Origin of the sequence: Burkholderia sp. Ac-20365 (assembly GCF_017104715.1) — a bacterium.
In the GTDB taxonomy this organism is placed as follows: domain Bacteria; phylum Pseudomonadota; class Gammaproteobacteria; order Burkholderiales; family Burkholderiaceae; genus Paraburkholderia.
In genome coordinates, this window is sequence record NZ_JAAGPI010000001.1 from 186,718 (window position 1) to 207,176 (window position 20,459).

The following is a 20,459-nucleotide window of genomic DNA, read 5'->3' on the forward strand; positions in this document are numbered from 1 at the left end:
CTGTCGATATCGACAGCGACAATCCATTGAGTCGCGCGCCGGATGCCCGAGCGGAAATAGACGGGCCAGGCGGCGCGCGGCGCTTCAAAGTTGAAGGGCCGTGTCGTGTGCAACAACCCGATTGTCTCCATCATCGACGACGACGAATCCGTTCGCGTCGCGACCTCCAGCCTCGTGCGCTCGCTCGGCTGGAAAGCCCGGCTCTATGAGTCGGCCGAGCAGTTCATGGCATGCGGCAATCTCTGCGACGTGACCTGCATCATCTCCGACGTGCAGATGCCCGGCATCTCCGGCATCGACATGTACCGGCGGCTCGTCTGCCAGGGCGTGCAGACGCCGATCATCTTCATCTCCGCCTTCGCCTCGGACAAGGTCCGCAAGCAGGCCTTCGACGCGGGCGCCGTCTGCATGCTCAGCAAACCGGTCGACGTGTCGGACGTGACACGCTGCCTCGAATCGGTGCGCACGCATACTTCCCGCGCATCGTCGGCGCAACCTCCAGCGGGAGCGCGATGATATTCGGTGCGTTGCAGGTCGGCCGTGTCAGGAGCACGCGCGCGCTCTATCTGGTGGCTGCCGTGGTTGCGCTGGCCGTGTTCGTCATCGACGCATTCACGATGATCGATATCGCCGTCGCCGTGCTGTATGCGACGGTAGTGTTGCTGGTTGCATCGGCGGGAACGCGCGCGACGACGACCAATGTCGCGTGGGGTTGCGTCGCGTTGACGCTGCTCGGCTACATCGTGGCCCACAACGGGCACTACTCCGATGGTTCGATGGCGCGCTGCGTGGTCAGCCTGCTCGCCATCGCCACGACGGCGATGCTCGCGCTCAGGAACCAGGCCAGCAACGACATGCTGCGCAAGCAGCTCGACATGCTCGACCTCACGCACGACGCGATCATCGTCTACGACATGGCCGACCGCATCACGTTCTGGAACCAGGGCGCGGAGCGCCTGTACGGCTGGACGGCGGCGCAAGCGCTGGGCAGGCCCTTGCACGGTCTCACGCAAACGAAGGCGTCGGCGATGAGCATCGACGATATCCGACGTGAGACGGCATTGCATGGCGGCTGGCAAGGCGAACTGCAACGCATCCGCAAGGACGGCGAGACCGTGTTCATTTCCAGCCGTTGCACACTGTGGCGTGACGACAGAGGCAAGCCGCTTGCAGTGCTCGCCACCAGCAACGACATCACCGCGCGCAAGCAGATGGAAGCGGAACTGCGTCGCCAGCAGGACGAACTGCGCGCGACCATCGACGCGATTCCCGGCATGGTCTGGAGTTCGTCGCGCGACGGCTGCCCCGATTACATGAACCGTCGCTGGAACGAATACGGCGTGAAGCTTGCCGACGACATTCCCGATATCTGGCAGTCGATCGTTCATCCCGACGATCTGCTCGCGATGCAGGCCGCGTGGCGCGACGCCGTCGCGACGGGCAGTGCGCTCGAAACGACGGCGCGCATCCGGCGCACGGACGGCGTGTACCGCTGGATGCATATCGGCGCCGAGCCGCTGCGCGACGCGCACGGCGAGATCGTGCGCTGGTACGGCGTGAATACGGATATCGAAGAGCACAAGCAGACACAGCAGGCGCTTCAGCGCAGTGAGGCGTTTCTTTCGGATGCACAGCGCCTGAGCCGCACCGGGAGCATCGGCACGCGCGTGCCGGAGTGCGACATGTGGTGGTCGGAAGAGACGTACCGGATTCTCGACGTGCCTCGTTACGTGACACCTACCATCGACCTGATCGCGGCGCGCGCGCATCCCGACGATATCGAAGAAGTGAAGCGCACGCATGAACGGGCAATGCAGGGCGAGTCGCATATCGATAGTGAATTCCGCTTGCTGCTGACGGATGGCACCGTCAGGCACGTTCATTATGTTGCGCATCTGTCGGCGCCGGATTCGGGGAAAGTCGAGTATGTCGGCGCATTGATGGACGTCACCGATCGCGTCACCGCGCAGCAAGCGCTCGATCGTTCGACAGCGGAACTCGCGCATATCACGCGTGTGACGATGCTCGGCGAAATGGCGGCATCGATTGCGCACGAAGTGACGCAGCCGCTCGCGGCGATCGTCACGGCCGGCGACGCGGCCACACGCTGGCTCAACCGGCCGCGCCCCGATCTCGACGAAGTCGGCCTGTCGATCGGCAACATGACACGCGACGCCAAACGTGCAACCGACATCATCCGGCAGATACGCGCGATGGCGCAAAAGCGCGATCCGGCGCCGATGCCGCTCGATCTGAATGCGCTCGCGCGCGAGGCGATCGAACTGTTGCGGCGCGAACTGGAAGCACACGCGATCGAAGTCGAAACGCGCAATCTGCAACACGTGATGCGTGTTTGTGTCGATCGCGTGCAGATCCAGCAGGTCATCATCAACCTGATGATGAACGCCGTGCAGGCGATGTCCTTAGTGAAGGACCGCGCGCGGCGGCTCAAGGTCGTCACGCACAGAGTGGATGAGCAGCATGCGCAATTGCGCGTCGAAGACTCGGGCACGGGCATCAGCGAAGAGAACAGCCGGCGTCTGTTCAGCCCGTTCTTTACGACGCGGAAAGAAGGCATGGGCATCGGGCTGTCGATCTGCCGCTCGATTGTCGAAGCGCATGGCGGGCGCATCTGGGCCGAATCGCAGGAAGGACGCGGCACGACGATGCAGTTCATCCTGCCGCTCGACGAGGTCGTAACAGTCGAAAGTTGAACTACCGACAGCCCGGCCATGCATATCGGCAAAAGCCTGGGCGACACACAAACGCGTATTACATTGCATGCCACCGGAAAGGCCGCGCCGTCGTGCAAGGCGCGGCTTTTTCATTTTCTGGGTGACAGACCGTGAAGCTATACGAGAAGCTGGCTGACGCAATCGAGGAACAGATCCGGCGCGGCGTGCTGCTGCCTGGTGAGCGCATTCCATCCGTGCGGCAGACGAGCCAGAACCATCAGTTGAGCATTACGACGGTGATTCGCGCGTATCTGCTGCTCGAAAGCCGCGGGATGATCGAAAGCCGGCCGCAATCCGGCTATTTCGTGCGCGTGCGCAGCGCCGCAGGGACCAAGCCTGCACTGACGCATGCCGCCGCAGCCGATGCGGGAACTGAGCCTTCGCAGATCGACATCAGCGGTCTCGTGCTGTCCACATTGCATTCGATCGGTGTAAATGGCGCGGTTCCGCTTGGCTCGCCGTATCCGGATACCGCGCTCTTTCCGCTGCAAAGGATCAACCGCTATGCGCATGCGATTGCGCGTCAGCAGACCTTCTGGGGCGTGCCGTCCGAATTGCCGCCCGGCAAGCCCGAACTGATCCGGCAGATCGCGCGCCGTTATCTGGAGAATGGCGCAGCAATCGATCCCGCCGAGATCGTCGTCACGCTCGGTGCAACGGAAGCGATCAATCTGAGCCTGCAGGCCGTGGCGCGACCAGGCGATGCGATTGCCGTCGAATCGCCCACGTTCTACGCGATATCTCACACCATCGAGCGAATGGGCATGCGCGTGGTCGAAGTACCGACCGACCAGACAACGGGCATCGATGTCGACGCACTCGCGAAGCTGATCGAAACGAAACAGGTCGATGCCTGCCTGCTGATGCCGAACTTCCACAATCCACTCGGCTATCAGATGCCTGACGAGCGCAAGCGGGCGCTGATCGAGCTGACGAACCGGCATCAGGTGCCTGTCATCGAGAACGCCGTGTACAACGAGTTGTACTTCGGCGACGCGCCGCCTGGCACCTTGAAACAATACGACACGCAGGGACTGGTTTTACAGTGCGCTTCGTTCTCGAAGAGTCTCACGCCTGCATTACGCATCGGCTGGGTGTTGGCGGGCCGCTATCGCGCGCAGATCGAACGGTTAAAGCTGCTCAATACGCTGACGACGCCATCCAGCGCGCAGCTTGCGATTGCGGAGTTTTTGGAGAACGACGGTTACGACCATCATTTGCGACGCGTGAGGCGCACGCTGATGCAGCATGTCAGTCTGATGCGCAGCGCTGTCGAACGCTTCTTTCCTGAAGGTACGAAGATGACCAACCCGGCGGGCGGTTATCTGTTGTGGGTCGAGCTACCGCATTCGACGGATTCGATGCGACTCTACCGAAACGCGATTGATAACGGCATCACAATTGGACCGGGCTGCATGTTTTCGCGTTCGAGCCAGTACGGCAATGCGTTCCGCCTGAACTACAGCTATGCATGGTCGCCGGAAATCGAGGGTTCGATCGTTACGCTTGGCAAGATTGCGGCGCGCGTTGTTTCGTTTCAACGCAGAGAGGCGAGCACGGAAGAGGACGTGATGGCGCGTTGAGTGACGCGATAGCGCAGTGAACAGAAAGGCAGCGTGTGAGGCAAATCAGCGGCAGCTTCGAAACAAAGCCAACCGCTGATGTAAAGGGCGATTCAGGTGCGATGCGAAATCACGCATAGGCACTTAGCTGCCGAAGTAGGTGTTGCAGTAGCTGACGGGACCGACGCACGAATTATCGCCGGTGCGCTTGTGGAACAGGCTGTGCGAACCGGATTGCGATGCACCTGCAGCCACGCCGCCGTACGACGTCGAACCCGTGTCGCCGCCTTGCGCGACCGAGGCGGACGGACCCTGTTGCGAAGCGGGCGCGCCAACAGCCGGATTGTAGTAAGGCGCCGGACCATAGCCGCTGGCGAACACAGGAGCGGATACGAGTGCAGTAGCGGCAAGAAGGGCGGCGGCAATGAGGCGGGTTTTCATGGCTGGTACTCCAATAATGATCAGGGATCGAAAGTTCGTTGAACAGATGTGCGTCAACGTTGAAACAAGTCTATAAGGCGAAGCGGCGGAGAATAAGGCCATAGTCGGGAACGCTTACTTGCCGGATTCGTGAGTAATCGGCGAACCGGATCGATACGCGACATGTTGTCGCGTCAGGTGCCTGCAAGCGTTTCCACGCACGCCGATACCGCTGAAACCGAGCAATTCTCCTTACCCGCCCGACCCCTTATTCATGTCCGTTCTGGCTCTTAGACTTCATACCTGTGACTGACGGATCATCGTCGCAACCCGTGCAGGAGCCAGCCTTATGAATGCCCTTCGTCGAGCCATCGTTCTTTCCATCGCACTCGCGGTGCCCGCTGTAGCCTTTGCGCAAGCGCCGTGTGCGCTGACGCGCGCGCAGGTTCGCGCCCAACTGGTCGAACTGGAGCATGCGGGCTATCACCTGTGGGACGGCGACGCGGAGGATTATCCGGACCGGATCCAGGCGGCCGAGGCAAGGCTCGCGGCGCAGAAGGCGAAACAGAAAGCCGAGGGTCATGTCGCTGTCAGCTCGCAACCCGGCAGTTGCGCAGCGGGATAGGTCGCGAAAGAAAGGCAGCGTGCATTTTCAATGCGCGCGGAAGGATTCCGAAAGTGAGCGGATGGGATACCCCGTATCGTCATTCCGTGTCTGACATGGTTCGCGCAAGCATCGAAAGCAAGCGATAACGCGGGTCATCGTTTCATCGCGGCAAGACATCCAGTGAAGTATTCGAATGTCGGGAGAATGCGAATCTGTTCGCACTCTCCGGGTGCCGCATTGTTTGGCGCAATGGCAAAAACATAACTCGCCATGCGTCGGGTTTCTTTGGAGAGGTTGAACTGTGTTGGCGCCGATATGGAAGCGAGCGGCCATGGCTACGGTTCTCGGCGTTTCATTGACATTAGTCGGATGCGCGAGTACGGGTGGCATCCACGCTCAGGCAGAACAATCCGATCCCGCATCGCTCGATGCGGGCAAGGCAATACGCGCGGCCGATACCGACGCGCAATGGCCCGCATCCGACTGGTGGACCGTTTATGACGATCCGCAATTGAATGACTGGGTCGCGATGGCGGTGAGCGGCAGTCCGTCGCTGGCGGCTGCGCAGGCGAGAATCCGCGAGGCGCAGGCGGTGATGGGCATCGCCCGTTCGGCGCTCGCGCCGCAAGTGAACGGCAACATGTCCGTGCAGCGTCATGGCTGGCCCGACAACGTGTTTTATGGCCCCGGTCCGCTCGCGGATGCGACGACGTGGGACAACACAGCCGCGCTGCAATTCTCGTATCACCTCGATGTGTGGAGCAAGGACAGGAACGGCGCGCTCAAGGCACTCGATTTCGCGCACGCGACAGCCGCCGATGAACGAGCTGCACAACTCGAACTCGAAGCGAACGTGGTGCGCACGTATGTGGATCTCTCGCTGAACTATCAGTTGCTCGACATTGCGAACGCCACGCTCGATCAACAGAAGAAGATCGCGGAAATCGCCGTGAAGCGCTTCAAGGGCGGTCTCGGCACGGAACTCGAAGTCACGCAGGCACAAACGCCGATTCCCGACTACGAGCGGCGCGTGGATGCCGTTGAAGAATCGATTGCGCTGAACCGGAACCGGCTCGCCGCGCTGGCAGGAAAAGGTCCGGGCGCAGGCGATGCATTGAAGCGCCCGAGCCTCGCGATGAGTGCGCCGACAGCATTGCCGTCGACGATTCCCGCCGACCTGATCGGCCATCGTCCCGATGTGGTTGCCGCGCGATGGACGGTTGCCGCGCAGGCACGCGGCATCGACGTGGCGAAAGCCGAGTTCTATCCGGACATCAATCTGCTGGCATCGGTGGGCGGTTACGCGGCGGCCGGTCCATTGTTCCAGTTCCTCAAATCGATGAGCGGCGGGTGGACTGCGGGGCCCGCATTGTCGCTGCCCATCTTCAACGGTGGCCGCCTGCGCTCGCAACTGGGCGCAGCATCGGCGAGCTACGACGAAGCGGTGGACGACTACAACCAGAGCATCGTCAACGCGCTGAAAGAGATATCCGACGAAGTGGTGCACATGCGCTCGCTGCAAACGCAGCAGGACGATGCGGAGCGTTCCGTTTCGATCGCGCAGAGGAACTATGACCTCGCGAAAAAGGGCTTTACGCAGGGCCTCACCGACTACGTCAATGTGCTGATCGCGCAGACACAACTGCTGCACGCACAGGAGAGTCTCGCGAAAGTGCAGGCGGAACGGCTGAACAACCGCGCATCGCTGGTTGTCGCGCTGGGCGGTGGGCTCGCACAGCCTTCGGATGGTCCTTCATCCGATCAGACCTTGCCGAAAGCAAGCCTGCATCCGTTTGGCCTCGGCGAAAAGCCTGCTGAACCGAAGGCGAGTCAATGACGGCCGCCGAACTCCATTCAAGCTTCGTACTGGAACCCGACCATGCCGCGTGAGATTGCATTCTTCGACACCTACATGCCGAGCCTGATTCTGATCTGTCTCGGCGGCGCGGGGCTGACGTGGTTGCTCGACCGCGTGCTTGCCTACGTGTCGCTCTACAAGGTCGTGTGGCATCCGGCGCTCTTTCGCGCGAGTCTGCTCGTGATCGTGTGCGGCGGCTTGAGTCTGTTCGTGTACCGGTGACAAGAGAACGAAACAAGAGAACGAAACAAGAGGACGAAATGAAAGGCAAGCAGATCGTAGGGGCGCTCGCGACGACGTTGTTCGTTCTGATCGCCGCGATAGTGGGCCGCGTGCTGTGGGTGCACTACATGTACGCACCGTGGACGCGCGACGGGCGCGTCCACGCTGAAATCGTGACCGTTGCGCCGGACGTGTCGGGCATCATCGTCGGGCTGCCTGTGCACGACAACCAGTTCGTCAAGAAGGGCGATCTGTTGATGCAGATCGATCCGTCGCACTACGAGATCGCGGTCCAGCAGGCGGAGGCCACGGTGGCTGCGCGCAAGGCAGAACTGGCGTTGCGGCGCGACAACGCGAAACGCCGTGCGGCGCTCGATAACGAGGTGGTATCGACGGAAACGAAGGAAGACTCGCAGCATTCGGCCGACGCCGCGCAGGCCGCGTATGAGGAAGCCGTCGCCGCGCTCGATGCCGCGAAGCTCAATCTGTCGAGAACGCGGGTCGTGTCGCCCGTGGACGGCTATGTGACGAATCTGACCACATGGCAAGGCGACTACGCGACGATCTCCACCGCGAAGCTTGCTGTCGTGGATGCACATTCGTTCTGGGTGTACGGCTACTTCGAAGAAACCAAGCTGCCGCATGTGAAAGTCGGCGACAAGGCCGAGATGCGTCTTCTTGGCGGCGGTGAGCTGCAAGGTCACGTGGAGAGCCTCGCGCGCGGCATCTACGACCAGGACAACCCCGAGAGCAAGGAACTGATCGCCAATGTCGACCCCGTGTTCAACTGGGTGCGGCTCGCGCAGCGCGTGCCGGTGCGCATCAAGATCGATTCGGTGCCGGATGGCGTCGAGCTTGCCGCGGGCACCACGTGCACCGTCGTCGTCAAAAGTGACGACAGGACACACCCGCTCTCGCTGCGCGGCACGACGTCGTGAGATCAGGACTCCGTTTGCAGGATCTCCTGGCCGAAGCGCGTGATCCGTACCGACGTGTCGCGCCGTCCGCAAGATTCGAGTTCGACGGCCTCGGCGTCGGCGAGGCCAAAGATGAAACGGGTGGCGAGTTCCAGTGGCAAACCGGTTTGCTTTGCGATGGTTTTCGTGGTGACGAGATTCCCTTCTGGATCGGTTGCCTGCGCGATGACGCGCAACAGGTTGAGCAGGGTTGCTTCGGTGACGGTGTCGTGTTCCATATGTCGATGCCATGTGTAGCGGGCAACCGGAAGAAAGCGGCTGCCTCATGTCTACACCATACCGGCGTGCGCGACGCGTGGGATACACAGTTGAACGACGTCCCGCAGTGGACAGTTGAAGATTGCGTGATACCCGCCGGCAGCGGGCGATACAGAAACTTCCGTTCGTGCAGGGCAGCGCGGGCGGGCCAGAAAGATCAACATGGATGCGCGTCACACGGAACCCGTTTTCGTGCTTCGCAAGGCCATTTGACCCGTATCGTAGACCCTCTCCATCAACCCTGATGGATTCGCCCAAGCCCCTGCGGCTTGGGTATTTTTTTAGCCGCTGCGTTCGCGTTCGAAAAATGCGTTACGCGGGCAATGAACATCGAAGAAAGGTTTCTGCATGGAAATGACGGTCTCGCGGGCCGAACGCGCATGGCTCAGATCGATGCGCATGCATGTGTCGCATTGGGGTGCGACCAACGGCTTGATCTGGCTGCATCTGGCGAAGACGCTGATCGCTGCGTTCCTTGCAATGGGCATCGCGATGAAGCTGGAAATACCCGCGCCTCGCACGGCGATGGCGACCGTCTTCGTGCTGATGCAGCCGCTCAGCGGCATGGTGTTGTCGAAGAGCTTCTACCGCGTGCTCGGCACGCTTGCGGGCGCAATTGCAGCCGTCGCGCTTGGTGCGTTGTTTCCGCAGCAGGCGTCGCTGTATGTCGTAGGTATGAGCCTGTGGGTGGCGCTGTGCACGGCTGCCGCAATTCGCTACCGGAGTTTCCAGTGGTACGCATTCGTGCTGGCGGGCTACACGGCTGCGCTGATCGGCATTCCGACTGTGCTCAATCCTGACGGGCTGTTCATCGCGGCGCTCAATCGGGGCGCAGAGGTCTTGCTCGGCATTCTCTGCTCGGGTCTCGTCAGCGCAATCGTGTTTCCGCAATGGTCGGGCACACGGCTCAAACATATGCGGCGCGAACGCTTCGCCAACTTTTCGACCTTCGCCGCGCGCTCGTTGACCGAGGATATCGACGCGACTGCTTTTCGGGCCAGGTACGGCGAGTTCGTCGACAGCGTGGTGGGATTCGAAACGACGCGCGCGTTCGCGTCGTTCGAAGATCCGGATATCCGCGCCAGGACGAAGCGCCTTGCGCGGCTCAATAGCGACTTCATGGATCTCTGCACGCGGCTGCATGCGCTGCATCGTTTCATGTCACGAGTCGGCATGTCTGACCGGGCGCGTATCGTTGGAATCGTCACGCCGTTCGCGCAGGAACTGGCGCATCTGATCGCCGTGCATAGCGATCCCGCAATGGTGGACGATATCTACGTCGGTGAAAAGGCGGCTAGCGTCGCGACGTTTCGCAACATGCTGTCCGCGCAGGCACGCGCGGCGCTGAACGACACAGGCGAACTGCTGAATGAAGAGGAGCAGCTCGACTTCGACACGGCGATCGAATTGCTCGAAGCGTTTGCATCAGGCTATGTCCGCTATGCGCAGACGTATGTGTCGCTCGCCTATCAACGGCACGCGCTGGAAGACACGGAAGTGAAGTATGTCGTAAAGACCAATCGCTACGTGGTCTTGCTCACGTTCGTCACGACAGCTGTGATACTCGGTACGATCGGCGCGTTCTGGCTGTCGAGTGACTGGCCGAGCGGTGGCTACGCGATCATTGGCGCGGCGGCGACTGCTGCACTGAGTTCGAACTCGCCGAAGCCGGCCAGGTTCTGCATGCAGATGGCGGGCGGCGCGGTGGCAGCCACGGCAATGGGTTATCTCGCACTCGCGTTTCTGTATCCGAACATCACAGGGTTTCCGCTGCTGTGCTATGTGCTTGCGCCATTGCTTGGATTCGGCGCATTCCTCGCCACGCGTCCGAAACTGACGGGCTACGGCGTGAGCTTCTGCATCTTCTTCTGCGTGCTGGCCGGCCCCGACAACGTGATCCACTATATGCCGCAGCAATTGCTGAACAATGGACTCGCATTGACGATCTCGATGCTGGCTTGTGCGCTTGCGTTCGCTGTTGTGTTCCCGGTCGAAATTCCATGGCGGCTGGCTGCGCTGACACGCGACTTGCGTGGACAGGTCAGACTGACATGCACGGCGTTACCCGACGGTTTGAAGGAGATATTCCAGTCGAGCACGCACGACATGATGTCTCAGCTTCGCGCACTCGCGCCGCAACACCCGAAAGGCTATGACGACGCGTTGCTATGGATGCTTGCCGTGCTCGAAATCGGCCATGCGGCAATCGATCTGAGAACCGAAAACCGCGACGCGCATTTCGTGACGATCATTCGTCCGGAATGGTTGGCGTTGACGGACAGGACGATGGGCAAGCTCTCGCGACTTTTCGACGACCCGACCAAGGCGAACCTCACGCAATGCATCGCGGCAATCGATGCGCAAATCGGCGTGGCGGGAAACATGCTCGATGAGCTGTATGGCGCGACGCATAAGATCCAGCAGGTGCGACGCATGCGAGCGTGCCTGCGGTTCATGCGCAGCACGCTGATCGACAAGGAAGCGCCGTTCCACTTCCGTTAGAAAAGGGGCCGCGATGGCACGGCCCGACGTGGGATCAGATCGAGATGAAGTTCTCGACGACAGGCAGCTCAAGCGCCGCTTCATCGCGCGTAATCAGTTCAGAAACGTAATCTCGCACGAACGATACCCAGGTCTTCGTGCGCGCGTCGATGAATTTGCCTGCGGGATACAGCACATAGATGTTCATCTTGTGCAGCGAGTATTGCGGCAGCACGCGCACAAGGCTGCCGTCCTTCAACGCGGGAACCGCGGCATACGAAGGCAGTGCGCCGATCCCCATGCCATTGCGCATCGCGACGATCAGCGATTCGGCGATATTCGCCTGCAACAGGCTGTCGACGTGCACCGCTTCCGTTTTGCCGTCCTTTTCGAACATCCACTCGCAGGTCGGAAAGCCGGGCATGCTCAGCGTCAGGCAATCGTGCGCTGCGAGTTCGGACGGTGTGTCGGGCAGCCCGCGAGCACGCGCATATTCCGGCGACGCGCACAGCACGTTATGCGTCGAGCCGAGCGTGTGCGAAATCATTTCCGAGTCCGACAGCGACGAGGCCGGGAAAATGGCGACGTCCGCGCCCATTGCATACAGCGCGGGCGTGTTTTGCGTCAGCGTCAGTTCAACGCGCACATCGGGATAGATCGTGCGGTACTTCGAGATCGCGGGAAGAATGTAGTGCTGGCCAATGCTCGCATAGCTGACGATACGCAGCGTGCCTGCCGGGCGTTGGTGCGCTTCGTTCACCGCTTCTTCGGCGCTCGCGAGGTCGGACAGGATCTGCTTGCAGCGTTCCAGATAGACCTGCCCGGCGGGCGTCAGCGCGAGACTGCGCGTGGAGCGCGTAAGCAGCCGTGCGCGCAGATGGGTTTCCAGTTCGGTGACGGCGCGCGACATGGCGCTGGGCGCCGCATCGAATGTCAGCGCGGCCGCCGTAAAGCTGCCGCTTTCAACGACACGCGTAAAGACGCGCATGTTCTGAATCATGTCCATAAGACTGGGATATCGGATTTGATTGATTGGTACAGGCTGGGTACGGCCAATGGCTCGATGTTGCGGCGCCGCGCGCGAATCTGCTTGTGTATTCGCACGCTGCCGCTGATGGGGTAGTGCCGCGTCAGGCAAGCCAGGTGTCGAAGTCGTAGTACTCGACGCGTTCGCCTTCATTGGCGCTGCCGCCTGCCCGAATGCGCGCGAGACCCGTCGCGGCAGCCAGCGTATTGAGCGAGCCGGGGCTTTGCTGATCGAACGGATGCAATTGCTGCGTGCCGTCGGATGCAACGCGCAGCTCGACGCGGATGAACTCGTCGCGATGTCCCGCCACGCGGGTGCGGCCAACCAGCGGCAGACGCGGCGTGCGAGGAAGTACCGCGCTGCGTCCCTGAAGCTGCCGCAACATCGGGCTGACCATCAACGCAAACACCACATACGCCGCGCCAGGATTGCCCGGCAGGCACACGAGCTTCTTGCCCGCTACGGTGCCGACCGAAAACGGCTTGCCAGGCTTCATGCGCACCTTGCAGACTTCCAGTTCGCCGCCGAGCGAATCGAGAACCGAGTGCAGCAGGTCTTTCTCGCCCGTCGAAATGCCGCCCGCGCTGATGACGAGGTCGGAATGCGCGAGCAGATGCGCGATTGCAGCGCGCGTTTGCGTGAAATCGTCCTTCGCATGCAGGCGCGCCGTGACGGACGCACCCATGCCGCGCACGAGCGCGGAGAGCATCGGTCCGTTGCTGTCGTAGCTTTGTTCCGCGCGCAACGGTTCACCAACGCGCACGAGTTCGTCGCCCGTCGTCAGAATGCCGACGCGCAGCTTGCGCTGCACGCGGACCCAGCCGATGCCCTGCATCGCAAGCAGGCCGGTGTGCGCGGCATTCAGAAGCGTGCTTCTGGCGATCAGTGTATCGCCGTGCCGGGCGAACTCGCCGCGGCGCCGCACATGCTGCCCCGCGCGTATTGGCTTGTTGATCCGGATGCACTCGCCGTCCGAGGAGACATGTTCCTGCATGACGACTGTGTCTGCGCCTTCCGGCAGCAGGCTGCCCGTGAAAAGCCGCGTCGCCTTGCCGGGCTGCAGCGGCGGCGGCATGTCGCCCGCGTAATGGCAGTCCTGAACGGGAAACGTAGCGCCGTCGGCATAGTCCGCGTAGCGGATCGCGTAGCCGTCCATCGCGCTGTTGTCGGCATGCGGCATGTCGTGAGCGGCGATCACGTCGTCGAGCAGGACGCGCCCGGCGCATTCCTCGAGTGAAAGCTGTTCGCCCAGATCGAGCGTGGGGGTAGCGGCAAGCAGCGACTGCTGCACGGAATCAAAATCGGCCAGCAGATCCGGCTTTTCAGCGACGCCCGTTTCCAAACCCTGATTCATTGTGTATGACCTCATGCCTTTTGCAGCAGAGGCGCTGCGCAATATTCGACGAATCCGTCCTTACGGCAAAAGCTTACCAGCCGCATGTGGGCCTGCTGGGCGATGCGTATCGCGAGTGACGTGGGCGCGGAAATGGTCGCGATCATCGGAATATCGAGTCTCGCCGCCTTGCGCACGAGTTCATAGCTGGCTCGGCTGGACATGAAAACGAAGCCGTGCGTCAGATCGACATCGCGCTCCACGAGCTTGCCGATCAGCTTGTCGAGCGCGTTGTGGCGCCCGACATCTTCCATCACGGCGAGCACCGCACCGTTCAGCGAGCACCAGCCGGCTGCGTGCGCGGCGCCTGTGCTGCGCATCAGATTCTGCCATTCGGGAAACTCGCGCGCCGCGCGCCCGATCGCGGCTGCACTCACGTCGCGCGCTGCGCTGGAATCGCGAACGGGGTGCGGCTGCATGTCGAGCAGATCGATACTTTCGATTCCACATACGCCGCAGCCCGTGCGGCCCGCGAGCGTTCGCCGCATCTGTCTGACGCGCGTCAAGGCTTCGGAGGTGATCGTGATGTCGACAACGGCACTGTCCGCATGACGTTCGACTGACACGTCGAGAATATCGGCGGCGCGGTCGACAAGACCTTCTGTCAGCGAAAATCCGACGGCAAATGCTTCGAGGTCGCAGGGCGTGCACATCATCACCGCGTGTGACGTGCCGTTGAACGCGAGTGAAACGGGCATTTCCTGCACGACGAGGTCGTCGGACGTGCTGATTGCGCCGTCGCGCACACGGGTCACATGCTGTAGCACAGTACCGTCGCACACGGTCAGGTTCATAAGTCAAATCCAGTTGCAGTGGGCCGCCTGTCCGGCGCACACAGGTGTGCGGCCTCAGGCCGCGGGTCTCATGCAAACGCCGGTGCGGCGTCGAGCGCGCGCACCGGCGTCATGTCGCGAAGCCGACGATCAGTGCTTGACGGGCACGACCTTGCCACGGAAGAGGTGATACTGGAACAGGTTGTAGCCGATCATGATCGGAAACACGATGCCGATGCCGAACAGCATGAACACGAGCGTCGTGCCATCCGAGGCTGCAGACGCGATCGACAGCTGCCCTGGCACGATGTACGGGAACAGGCTGATCGCGAGGCCCGCGAACGACACCACGAACAGCACCATCGACGCAACGAACGGGCTATGTTCGCCGCGCATCCGGATCGCGTAGAGGATATACGCGAACGCGCCGGCAGCCAGCACGGCCAGCGCGAGCAGCACGTGGAAGACACCAATGTCGTCCCAGCGCGTCACGCCAACCGGGCTGATCTTCACGGTACCGAGCGACACGACGATCGCAGCGATCACCGTTGTGAACACGGCATAAGTCGCGTAACGGCGTGAGGCGTCTTCGATCGCGCCCGTCGTCTTCTTGATGAGCCACGTCGCGCCGAGCAGCGAATAGCCGGACACCACGCCGATGGCGGTGACGGCGACGAAGGCCGCGTTGTCGATGCCGGGCACGAGACCCGTCAGCACCTTGCCGAGCACGATGCCCTGGCAGATGGCAGTGAGCAGGCTGCCGATGCCGAACACGGCATCCCACACGGGCTTGCTGCGATGCGCCGCATGGCGGAACTCGATGGACGCGCCGCGCATGATGAGGCTCGCGATCAGCAGCATCACGGGCACGTACAGTTGCGTGAGCAGCAGCGAGTACGCCGCCGGGAACGCGCCGAACAGCGCGCCGCCGAGAGCGACCAGCCACGTTTCATTGGCGTCCCAGACGTGGCCGATCGACTGGATCATCACGTCGCGGTCAGACTCTTTACGGCGGAATAGCGTAAGGATGCCGACGCCAAGGTCGAATCCGTCCGTTATCACGTAGAAGACGAGCATGAGTCCGATGATGCCGAACCATGCGTTACTGAGTAATTCCTGTGTTGTCACGGCGTTCATTTTTCAGCCTGTCGATAAGAGCATTGAATGGGCAGACGGGCGAATCAGTATTCGATTGCCTGTTGCGTCGTGCGCGGCGCGGGCTCGACGGGCGGTTGCAGCGTCAGGTCGGGACCGTTTTTCAGCCAGCGGCGCGCGAAGATGAAGAACGACGTGATCAGCACCACATAGAACGCAGCGAACATCAGCATGCTGCCGCTGATCGCCGTCGAAGACACGGCAGACGCCGCATGCTCGGTGCGCAGCAGTCCATACACGACCCACGGCTGGCGGCCGACTTCACGCACGATCCAGCCGCATTCCACCGCGATATACGGCAGCGGAATCGCCAGCACCCACGCGAGGAACAGCTTCTTCTGCGCGAGCAGCGCTTCGAAATTGCCGCGCGTCTTGCGGAACACGTAGATCGTCCAGAACGCGAGCACCATGAACAGGAAGCCGATACCCGCCATCGCGCGGAATGCGTAGTAGAGGAGCGGCAGCATCGGCGGCTGGTCAGCCACGGGGATGTCCTTCAGACCCTTGACCTGGCCGTGCAGGCTGTGTGTGCCGAGCACGCTCAGCAAGCCGGGGACTTCGAGCGACCAGTCGTTGCCTTGCTTCGCCTTGTCCGGCCATGCAATCAGCGACCACGACGCGCCCGTGCCCGGTGCGTTGGTTTCCCAGTGGCCTTCGATGGCCGCGCCCTTGGCAGGCTGCGTTTCGAACACATCGACACCGCTCGAATCGCCGAGCCAGATCTGCACAGGCGCGACGAACGCGAGCAACAGCAGCGCGACCTTGAACGAGCGGATGAAAAATTCGGGGTTGCGGCGCTTGAACAGGTAATACGCGGAGATACCCGCGACGACGACGAGGCCGGTTTCGAGCGCGGCGAACCACATATGGCTGACGCCCCAGAACATGTCCGGATTGAAAATGGCCTTCATATAGCTCGTCACGACCAGCTTGCCGTTCTCGACGGTCACGCCAGCGGGCGTCTGCATCCACGAATTCGCGACCATGATCCAGAACGCGGAGAGCGTCGAGCCGAGCGCGACCATGGCGGTTGCGAACAGATGCACGCCCTTGGGCACGCGGCCCCAGCCGAGCATCATGATGCCGACAAAGCCCGCCTCGAGCATGAACGCCATCGCGCCTTCAAAGCCGAGAATGTTGCCGAAGAATTGCCCCGTGTAGTTTGAGAACGGCCCCCAGTTGGTGCCGAACTGAAACTCCATCGGAATGCCGCTGACCACGCCGACGGCGAAGTTCAGCAACAGCAGCTTGCTCCAGAAGCGCGCCTGCCGGTACCAGACGACTTCGTTGGTCTTGACCCACAGCGTTTCCACGACGAGCAGGAATGCGGAAAGGCTGATCGTGAGAATCGGCCACAGTATGTGAAAGATGGCGGTCATCGCGAACTGACCGCGTGCCAGGTGGAGGGCTTCCAGAGACATGACAGATACCATTTCCAGGTTGACGCCGGGCGCGAAGGGGAGCGCGCCCGGTGGGATACAAAGTGACGGGTCAGAACGGATGAGCGACTTCCGGCTCGGCGGAGTGATGCAGCAATACGGGAATCGATTTGGAAGTCGGCGTATTGCAGACATCGCCCACGCTGTGCAGCGGCACGAGCGGATTGGTCTCCGGGTAATATGCGCCGATGCAGCCGCGCGGAATGTCGTATTCGACGAGCCGGAACGAATTCGCACGACGTTCGACGCCGTCATCCCAGACGGTTGTCATGTCGACCCAGTCGCCATTCTTGAAGCCGAGCATTTCGATGTCGGCGGGATTGATGAACACGACGCGGCGCTGGCCGAACACGCCGCGATAGCGGTCGTCGAGTGCGTAGATGGTCGTGTTGTACTGATCGTGCGAGCGTGTGGTCATTAGCGTCATCAGGCGTTCGCCGTGAATCTTCTGTGCGCGCTTGATCGGCGTGTCTTCCTGGACAGCGTGAACGACGAAGTTCGCCTTGCCCGTCGAGGTCTGCCAGTCCAGTTCGCGCGATGCGACGCGCAGATGGAAGCCGCCCGGATGCTTGATGCGTTCGTTGTAGTTGGCGAAGTCGTCGAACACCTTGGCGATGTCGTCGCGGATCAGCGAGTAGTCGTCGGCAAAGGCGAGCCATTTGACCTTGCTGTCGCCAAGCGTCGCATGCGCGATGTTCGCGACGATGGCTGTCTCCGACATCAGGTGCTTCGACGCGGGCGTATTCATGCCGTACGAAATGTGCACCATGCTCATCGAATCCTCGACGGTCACGCCTTGCGAGACGCCGTTGCGAATGTCGATTTCCGTGCGGCCCATCGTCGGCAGAATGAGGGCGTGCTTGCCGTGCACGAGGTGGCTGCGATTGAGCTTGGTGGTGATGTGCACCGTCAGGTCGCAGGAACGCAGGCCGTCCCACGTGCGGAACGTGTCGGGCGTCGCCATCGCGAAGTTGCCGCCCAGGCCGATAAACACCTTCACGTGACCTTCGAGCATGCCTTCCACTGTTTCCACGACGTCGAGTCCTTGCCCGCGCGGCGGTTCGAAGTTGTAGACCTGTGCGAGACGATCGAGGAACTCCGTAGAAGGTCTTTCTTCGATGCCGACCGTGCGGTTGCCCTGCACGTTCGAGTGTCCGCGCACGGGACACAGACCCGCACCGAGCCGGCCGATATTGCCCTTCATCATCATCAGGTTCGACAGGATGTGAACGGTCTGATGCGAATGCTTGTGCTGCGTGATACCCATGCCCCACGTGGCGATGGTGCGCTTGCCGTTCGCGTAGATTCGGCCGAGCGCTTCGATGTCTTCGCGTGCGACGCCCGATTCGCGTTCCAGCAGCGACCAGTCTTCATTGCGCAGATCTTCTGCGAATGCTTCGAAGCCCAGCGTATGACGCGCGATGAAGTCGAGATCGAGAACACGCTCCGTGCCGTTTTCGACCGCAATATCGTCGAGTTCAAGGATATGTTTTGCGACGCCCTTGATCAGCGCAAAGTCGCCGCCGAGTTTCGGCTGGATGAACAGCGAGGCGATCTTCGTGCTGCCCATCGTCAGCATTTCGATGGGGTGTTGCGGGCTTGAGAAACGTTCGAGCCCGCGTTCGCGCAGCGGATTCACCGACACGATGGTCGCGCCGCGACGCGCGGCTTCGCGCAGTTCGCCGAGCATGCGCGGGTGATTCGTAGCCGGGTTCTGACCGAAGATGATGATCGTGTCGGCGTGCTCGAAGTCGTCGAGCGTCACCGTGCCTTTGCCGATACCCACCGTGCCCGGCAGACCACGGCTCGTCGCTTCGTGGCACATGTTCGAGCAGTCGGGGAAATTGTTGGTGCCGAACATGCGCACGAACAGCTGATACACATAGGCAGCTTCATTGCTCGCGCGGCCCGATGTGTAGAACGCGGCTTCATGCGGCGACTCCAGCTTGTTCAGATGCGCAGCGATCAACGCGAACGCATCGTTCCAGTCGATCGGCTTGTACGTGTCGGTCATCGGATCGTAGACCATCGGTTCCGTGAGACGACCGTGCTGCTCGAGTTCGTAGTCGGTCTGCTTCATCAGTGCTTCGGTCGTATTCGCCGCGAGAAACTCGCGCGTGACGCGCTTGGTCGTCGCTTCGGCGGCGACGGCCTTCACACCGTTTTCGCAGAATTCGAACGTGGAAGCATGTTCGCGATCGGGCCACGCGCAGCCCGGGCAATCGAAACCGTCAGGCTGGTTCTGCTTGAAGAGCGTGCGGTAGTTGCCGCCGGACACGCGTTCCTTGATCAGATTGATCGCGACGTACTTCAATGCGCCCCAGCCCGCTGCGGGGTGATGGTATGGCTCGATACGGCCCTGCTGTTTCGGTTTGTCCATGAGTTCGGCTCCCGTTGACTGTGCTGCGCTGAAGCCTGGAGACAGGTTCTTCATTCACGCATCCGACTGGTGAGCAGAATAGAATCAAATACAGTTGGCCGGAGCGCACAAATCGATGGGGCGGTTAAGAGTACAGTTTGAAAAGCGCCTGTTTTCAGGTTGATTTTGCGGAGAAAACGCCTGATATAGCGCCTGTTTTCATAAATGCACGCTCGGTTCTTCTGTGCGACGCAGTGCATCGGATAAAGAGCACAGTGGGTGTTCGTGACTACAATCGCGCCATCGTGACGAACTGTGATGGTGATGAAAATGGAAAACGAAACCGAAACCGTGCCGGCAAGCGTCGAATTCGATCCGGTGTTTGTCGATGTGCTCGAACAGTTGTGGATCGCCTTCAACGAAGCGCGGGAACAACCGTGGTCCCTGGCGAAGTTGTCAAAGCGCAGCGCGCTGCCGATGAGCACGTTGCGCAGGGCATTGACCGATCTCAGGTCGGCCGGGCTGCTTCAGTTTGAAGTGTTCGAAGACGGACGCGGCTATGCAGCGCTATCCGAAGAAGGCGCGCTGTTGAGCGAGGAACTGTTTGGGTTTGTCGTTGCGAAGCAGTCGCAGTGATTGCGATGCGGGCGGGGAGAAAGTGGACTGCAGAAGGAGTGTGGTTCGCCAATGCCGGTTGATCCGTCACGAAGGCGGAGCAACCGGCAATACGGTCTCAGTGATGGTCATAGACGGGACTCGACGACAGCGCAAAAGCGTCCGTTGAACGATGGCCCGACTGCGAAACACCGGCAGTAGACGGTCCGTATCCGCCGTCTTGTGCCTTCTGGTTTTGCGCGGCAACTTTGGCCTCGGCGGCGAGGATGTTATCCGGGTAGTTGGTGTCGCTGAAATCGGTGGGACGGTAGCCTGCCTTCTCCAGTTGCACCAGTTCCGCTTTCACCTGTGCACGCGTGACGGGCTGAGCGGTTTGTGCGAACGAAACCAGCGGCATTGCCATTGCTGCGACCAGCGCAGCAGCCTTGATCAAAGTCTTCATGATTCATACCTCGTGTCTGGGTCAGTCAGGCCGAGAAACGTTTGTTCGCGACCTTGGTGATCAGTCTAGGAACCCGGCACGCAGGGATAAATACGATTACTGCAAAGTCTGCTTTCCCAAACGTTGCGGAATCAGC

18 protein-coding genes are annotated in these 20,459 nt (G+C 61.2%); 9 read left to right on the top strand and 9 right to left on the bottom strand.

Features of this window, described 5'->3' with window-relative positions; translation table 11 throughout:
- Nucleotides 1–105 precede the first annotated feature (105 nt).
- The 3 genes from G3O01_RS00715 (at nt 106) to G3O01_RS00725 (ending at nt 4,318) form a co-directional block, all read left to right on the top strand.
- Nucleotides 106–516 (top strand): response regulator, encoded by a 411-nt coding sequence (locus G3O01_RS00715; protein ID WP_205803041.1) that lies wholly within the window; start codon nt 106–108, stop codon nt 514–516.
- Nucleotides 513–2,714: a PAS domain S-box protein gene (locus G3O01_RS00720; protein WP_205802521.1), complete on the top strand. Its 2,202-nt coding sequence runs from the start codon at nt 513–515 to the stop codon at nt 2,712–2,714. The genes G3O01_RS00715 and G3O01_RS00720 overlap by 4 nt, the downstream gene beginning before the upstream one ends.
- A gap of 131 nt (nt 2,715–2,845) precedes the next feature.
- Nucleotides 2,846–4,318 (top strand): PLP-dependent aminotransferase family protein, encoded by a 1,473-nt coding sequence (locus G3O01_RS00725; protein ID WP_205802522.1) that lies wholly within the window; start codon nt 2,846–2,848, stop codon nt 4,316–4,318.
- 123 nt (nt 4,319–4,441) lie between these two features.
- Here G3O01_RS00725 and G3O01_RS00730 read toward each other — a convergent pair whose 3' ends face one another.
- Nucleotides 4,442–4,738 carry a hypothetical protein gene (locus G3O01_RS00730; RefSeq protein WP_205802523.1) on the bottom strand — a complete coding sequence of 99 codons (297 nt, stop codon included), beginning with the start codon at nt 4,736–4,738 and terminating at the stop codon, nt 4,442–4,444.
- Between the two features lie 328 nt (nt 4,739–5,066).
- Between G3O01_RS00730 and G3O01_RS00735 the strand changes: the two genes are divergently transcribed.
- From G3O01_RS00735 to G3O01_RS00750, 4 genes are all read left to right on the top strand, one after another.
- Complete coding sequence (locus G3O01_RS00735; RefSeq protein ID WP_205802524.1) at nt 5,067–5,342, top strand: DUF4148 domain-containing protein; 276 nt, start codon at nt 5,067–5,069, stop codon at nt 5,340–5,342.
- A gap of 313 nt (nt 5,343–5,655) precedes the next feature.
- The gene (locus G3O01_RS00740; RefSeq protein WP_241023535.1) at nt 5,656–7,161 is read left to right on the top strand and encodes an efflux transporter outer membrane subunit; all 1,506 of its coding nucleotides are present in this window, start codon (nt 5,656–5,658) and stop codon (nt 7,159–7,161) included.
- Nucleotides 7,162–7,203: 42 nt separating this feature from the next.
- Nucleotides 7,204–7,404 carry a DUF1656 domain-containing protein gene (locus G3O01_RS00745; RefSeq protein WP_205802526.1) on the top strand — a complete coding sequence of 67 codons (201 nt, stop codon included), beginning with the start codon at nt 7,204–7,206 and terminating at the stop codon, nt 7,402–7,404.
- A gap of 38 nt (nt 7,405–7,442) precedes the next feature.
- On the top strand, nt 7,443–8,342 hold the full coding sequence (locus G3O01_RS00750) for an HlyD family secretion protein (protein WP_205802527.1): 900 nt from the start codon (nt 7,443–7,445) through the stop codon (nt 8,340–8,342).
- Between the two features lie 2 nt (nt 8,343–8,344).
- On the opposite strand, the gene G3O01_RS00755 is transcribed toward G3O01_RS00750, so the two are convergent.
- On the bottom strand, nt 8,345–8,599 hold the full coding sequence (locus G3O01_RS00755) for a hypothetical protein (RefSeq protein WP_205802528.1): 255 nt from the start codon (nt 8,597–8,599) through the stop codon (nt 8,345–8,347).
- A 388-nt stretch (nt 8,600–8,987) separates the two neighbouring features.
- Between G3O01_RS00755 and G3O01_RS00760 the strand changes: the two genes are divergently transcribed.
- A complete protein-coding gene (locus G3O01_RS00760) occupies nt 8,988–11,141 on the top strand; it encodes an FUSC family protein (protein WP_205802529.1) in 2,154 nt (717 codons plus the stop codon).
- A 34-nt stretch (nt 11,142–11,175) separates the two neighbouring features.
- Here the strand turns inward: G3O01_RS00760 and G3O01_RS00765 are convergent, their stop codons facing one another.
- The 6 genes from G3O01_RS00765 to G3O01_RS00790 all read right to left on the bottom strand — a co-directional run bounded on the left by G3O01_RS00765 (nt 11,176) and on the right by G3O01_RS00790 (nt 19,287).
- Nucleotides 11,176–12,126 carry a LysR family transcriptional regulator gene (locus G3O01_RS00765; RefSeq protein ID WP_205802530.1) on the bottom strand — a complete coding sequence of 317 codons (951 nt, stop codon included), beginning with the start codon at nt 12,124–12,126 and terminating at the stop codon, nt 11,176–11,178.
- A 124-nt stretch (nt 12,127–12,250) separates the two neighbouring features.
- Nucleotides 12,251–13,501, bottom strand: a complete 1,251-nt coding sequence (gene glp / locus G3O01_RS00770; protein ID WP_205802531.1) for a gephyrin-like molybdotransferase Glp — start codon at nt 13,499–13,501, stop codon at nt 12,251–12,253.
- Between the two features lie 11 nt (nt 13,502–13,512).
- Nucleotides 13,513–14,334 (bottom strand): formate dehydrogenase accessory sulfurtransferase FdhD, encoded by an 822-nt coding sequence (gene fdhD, locus G3O01_RS00775; protein ID WP_205802532.1) that lies wholly within the window; start codon nt 14,332–14,334, stop codon nt 13,513–13,515.
- Between the two features lie 129 nt (nt 14,335–14,463).
- Complete coding sequence (gene cydB / locus G3O01_RS00780; protein ID WP_205802533.1) at nt 14,464–15,450, bottom strand: cytochrome d ubiquinol oxidase subunit II; 987 nt, start codon at nt 15,448–15,450, stop codon at nt 14,464–14,466.
- A gap of 44 nt (nt 15,451–15,494) precedes the next feature.
- Complete coding sequence (locus tag G3O01_RS00785; protein ID WP_205802534.1) at nt 15,495–16,889, bottom strand: cytochrome ubiquinol oxidase subunit I; 1,395 nt, start codon at nt 16,887–16,889, stop codon at nt 15,495–15,497.
- A gap of 70 nt (nt 16,890–16,959) precedes the next feature.
- Nucleotides 16,960–19,287, bottom strand: coding sequence for an FdhF/YdeP family oxidoreductase (locus tag G3O01_RS00790; RefSeq protein WP_205802535.1), 2,328 nt, complete (start codon nt 19,285–19,287; stop codon nt 16,960–16,962).
- A gap of 309 nt (nt 19,288–19,596) precedes the next feature.
- Between G3O01_RS00790 and G3O01_RS00795 the strand changes: the two genes are divergently transcribed.
- Nucleotides 19,597–19,902: a helix-turn-helix domain-containing protein gene (locus G3O01_RS00795; protein WP_241023538.1), complete on the top strand. Its 306-nt coding sequence runs from the start codon at nt 19,597–19,599 to the stop codon at nt 19,900–19,902.
- Nucleotides 19,903–19,999: 97 nt separating this feature from the next.
- Here the strand turns inward: G3O01_RS00795 and G3O01_RS00800 are convergent, their stop codons facing one another.
- Entirely contained in the window at nt 20,000–20,323 is a 324-nt protein-coding gene (locus G3O01_RS00800; protein ID WP_205802537.1) for a DUF4148 domain-containing protein, read from the bottom strand.
- Between the last annotated feature and the right edge of the window lie 136 nt (nt 20,324–20,459).

Excerpts from the sequence above, each read along its gene's own strand:
- G3O01_RS00720 (WP_205802521.1), top strand. The coding sequence starts at position 513 with ATGATATTCGGTGCGTTGCAGGTCGGCCGTGTCAGGAGCACGCGCGCG.
- G3O01_RS00730 (WP_205802523.1), bottom strand. The coding sequence starts at position 4,738 with ATGAAAACCCGCCTCATTGCCGCCGCCCTTCTTGCCGCTACTGCACTC.
- G3O01_RS00735 (WP_205802524.1), top strand. The coding sequence starts at position 5,067 with ATGAATGCCCTTCGTCGAGCCATCGTTCTTTCCATCGCACTCGCGGTG.
- G3O01_RS00740 (WP_241023535.1), top strand. The coding sequence starts at position 5,656 with ATGGCTACGGTTCTCGGCGTTTCATTGACATTAGTCGGATGCGCGAGT.
- G3O01_RS00745 (WP_205802526.1), top strand. The coding sequence starts at position 7,204 with ATGCCGCGTGAGATTGCATTCTTCGACACCTACATGCCGAGCCTGATT.
- G3O01_RS00750 (WP_205802527.1), top strand. The coding sequence starts at position 7,443 with ATGAAAGGCAAGCAGATCGTAGGGGCGCTCGCGACGACGTTGTTCGTT.
- G3O01_RS00755 (WP_205802528.1), bottom strand. The coding sequence starts at position 8,599 with ATGGAACACGACACCGTCACCGAAGCAACCCTGCTCAACCTGTTGCGC.
- G3O01_RS00760 (WP_205802529.1), top strand. The coding sequence starts at position 8,988 with ATGGAAATGACGGTCTCGCGGGCCGAACGCGCATGGCTCAGATCGATG.
- G3O01_RS00765 (WP_205802530.1), bottom strand. The coding sequence starts at position 12,126 with ATGGACATGATTCAGAACATGCGCGTCTTTACGCGTGTCGTTGAAAGC.
- glp (WP_205802531.1), bottom strand. The coding sequence starts at position 13,501 with ATGAATCAGGGTTTGGAAACGGGCGTCGCTGAAAAGCCGGATCTGCTG.
- fdhD (WP_205802532.1), bottom strand. The coding sequence starts at position 14,334 with ATGAACCTGACCGTGTGCGACGGTACTGTGCTACAGCATGTGACCCGT.
- cydB (WP_205802533.1), bottom strand. The coding sequence starts at position 15,450 with ATGAACGCCGTGACAACACAGGAATTACTCAGTAACGCATGGTTCGGC.
- G3O01_RS00785 (WP_205802534.1), bottom strand. The coding sequence starts at position 16,889 with ATGTCTCTGGAAGCCCTCCACCTGGCACGCGGTCAGTTCGCGATGACC.
- G3O01_RS00790 (WP_205802535.1), bottom strand. The coding sequence starts at position 19,287 with ATGGACAAACCGAAACAGCAGGGCCGTATCGAGCCATACCATCACCCC.
- G3O01_RS00795 (WP_241023538.1), top strand. The coding sequence starts at position 19,597 with ATGGAAAACGAAACCGAAACCGTGCCGGCAAGCGTCGAATTCGATCCG.
- G3O01_RS00800 (WP_205802537.1), bottom strand. The coding sequence starts at position 20,323 with ATGAAGACTTTGATCAAGGCTGCTGCGCTGGTCGCAGCAATGGCAATG.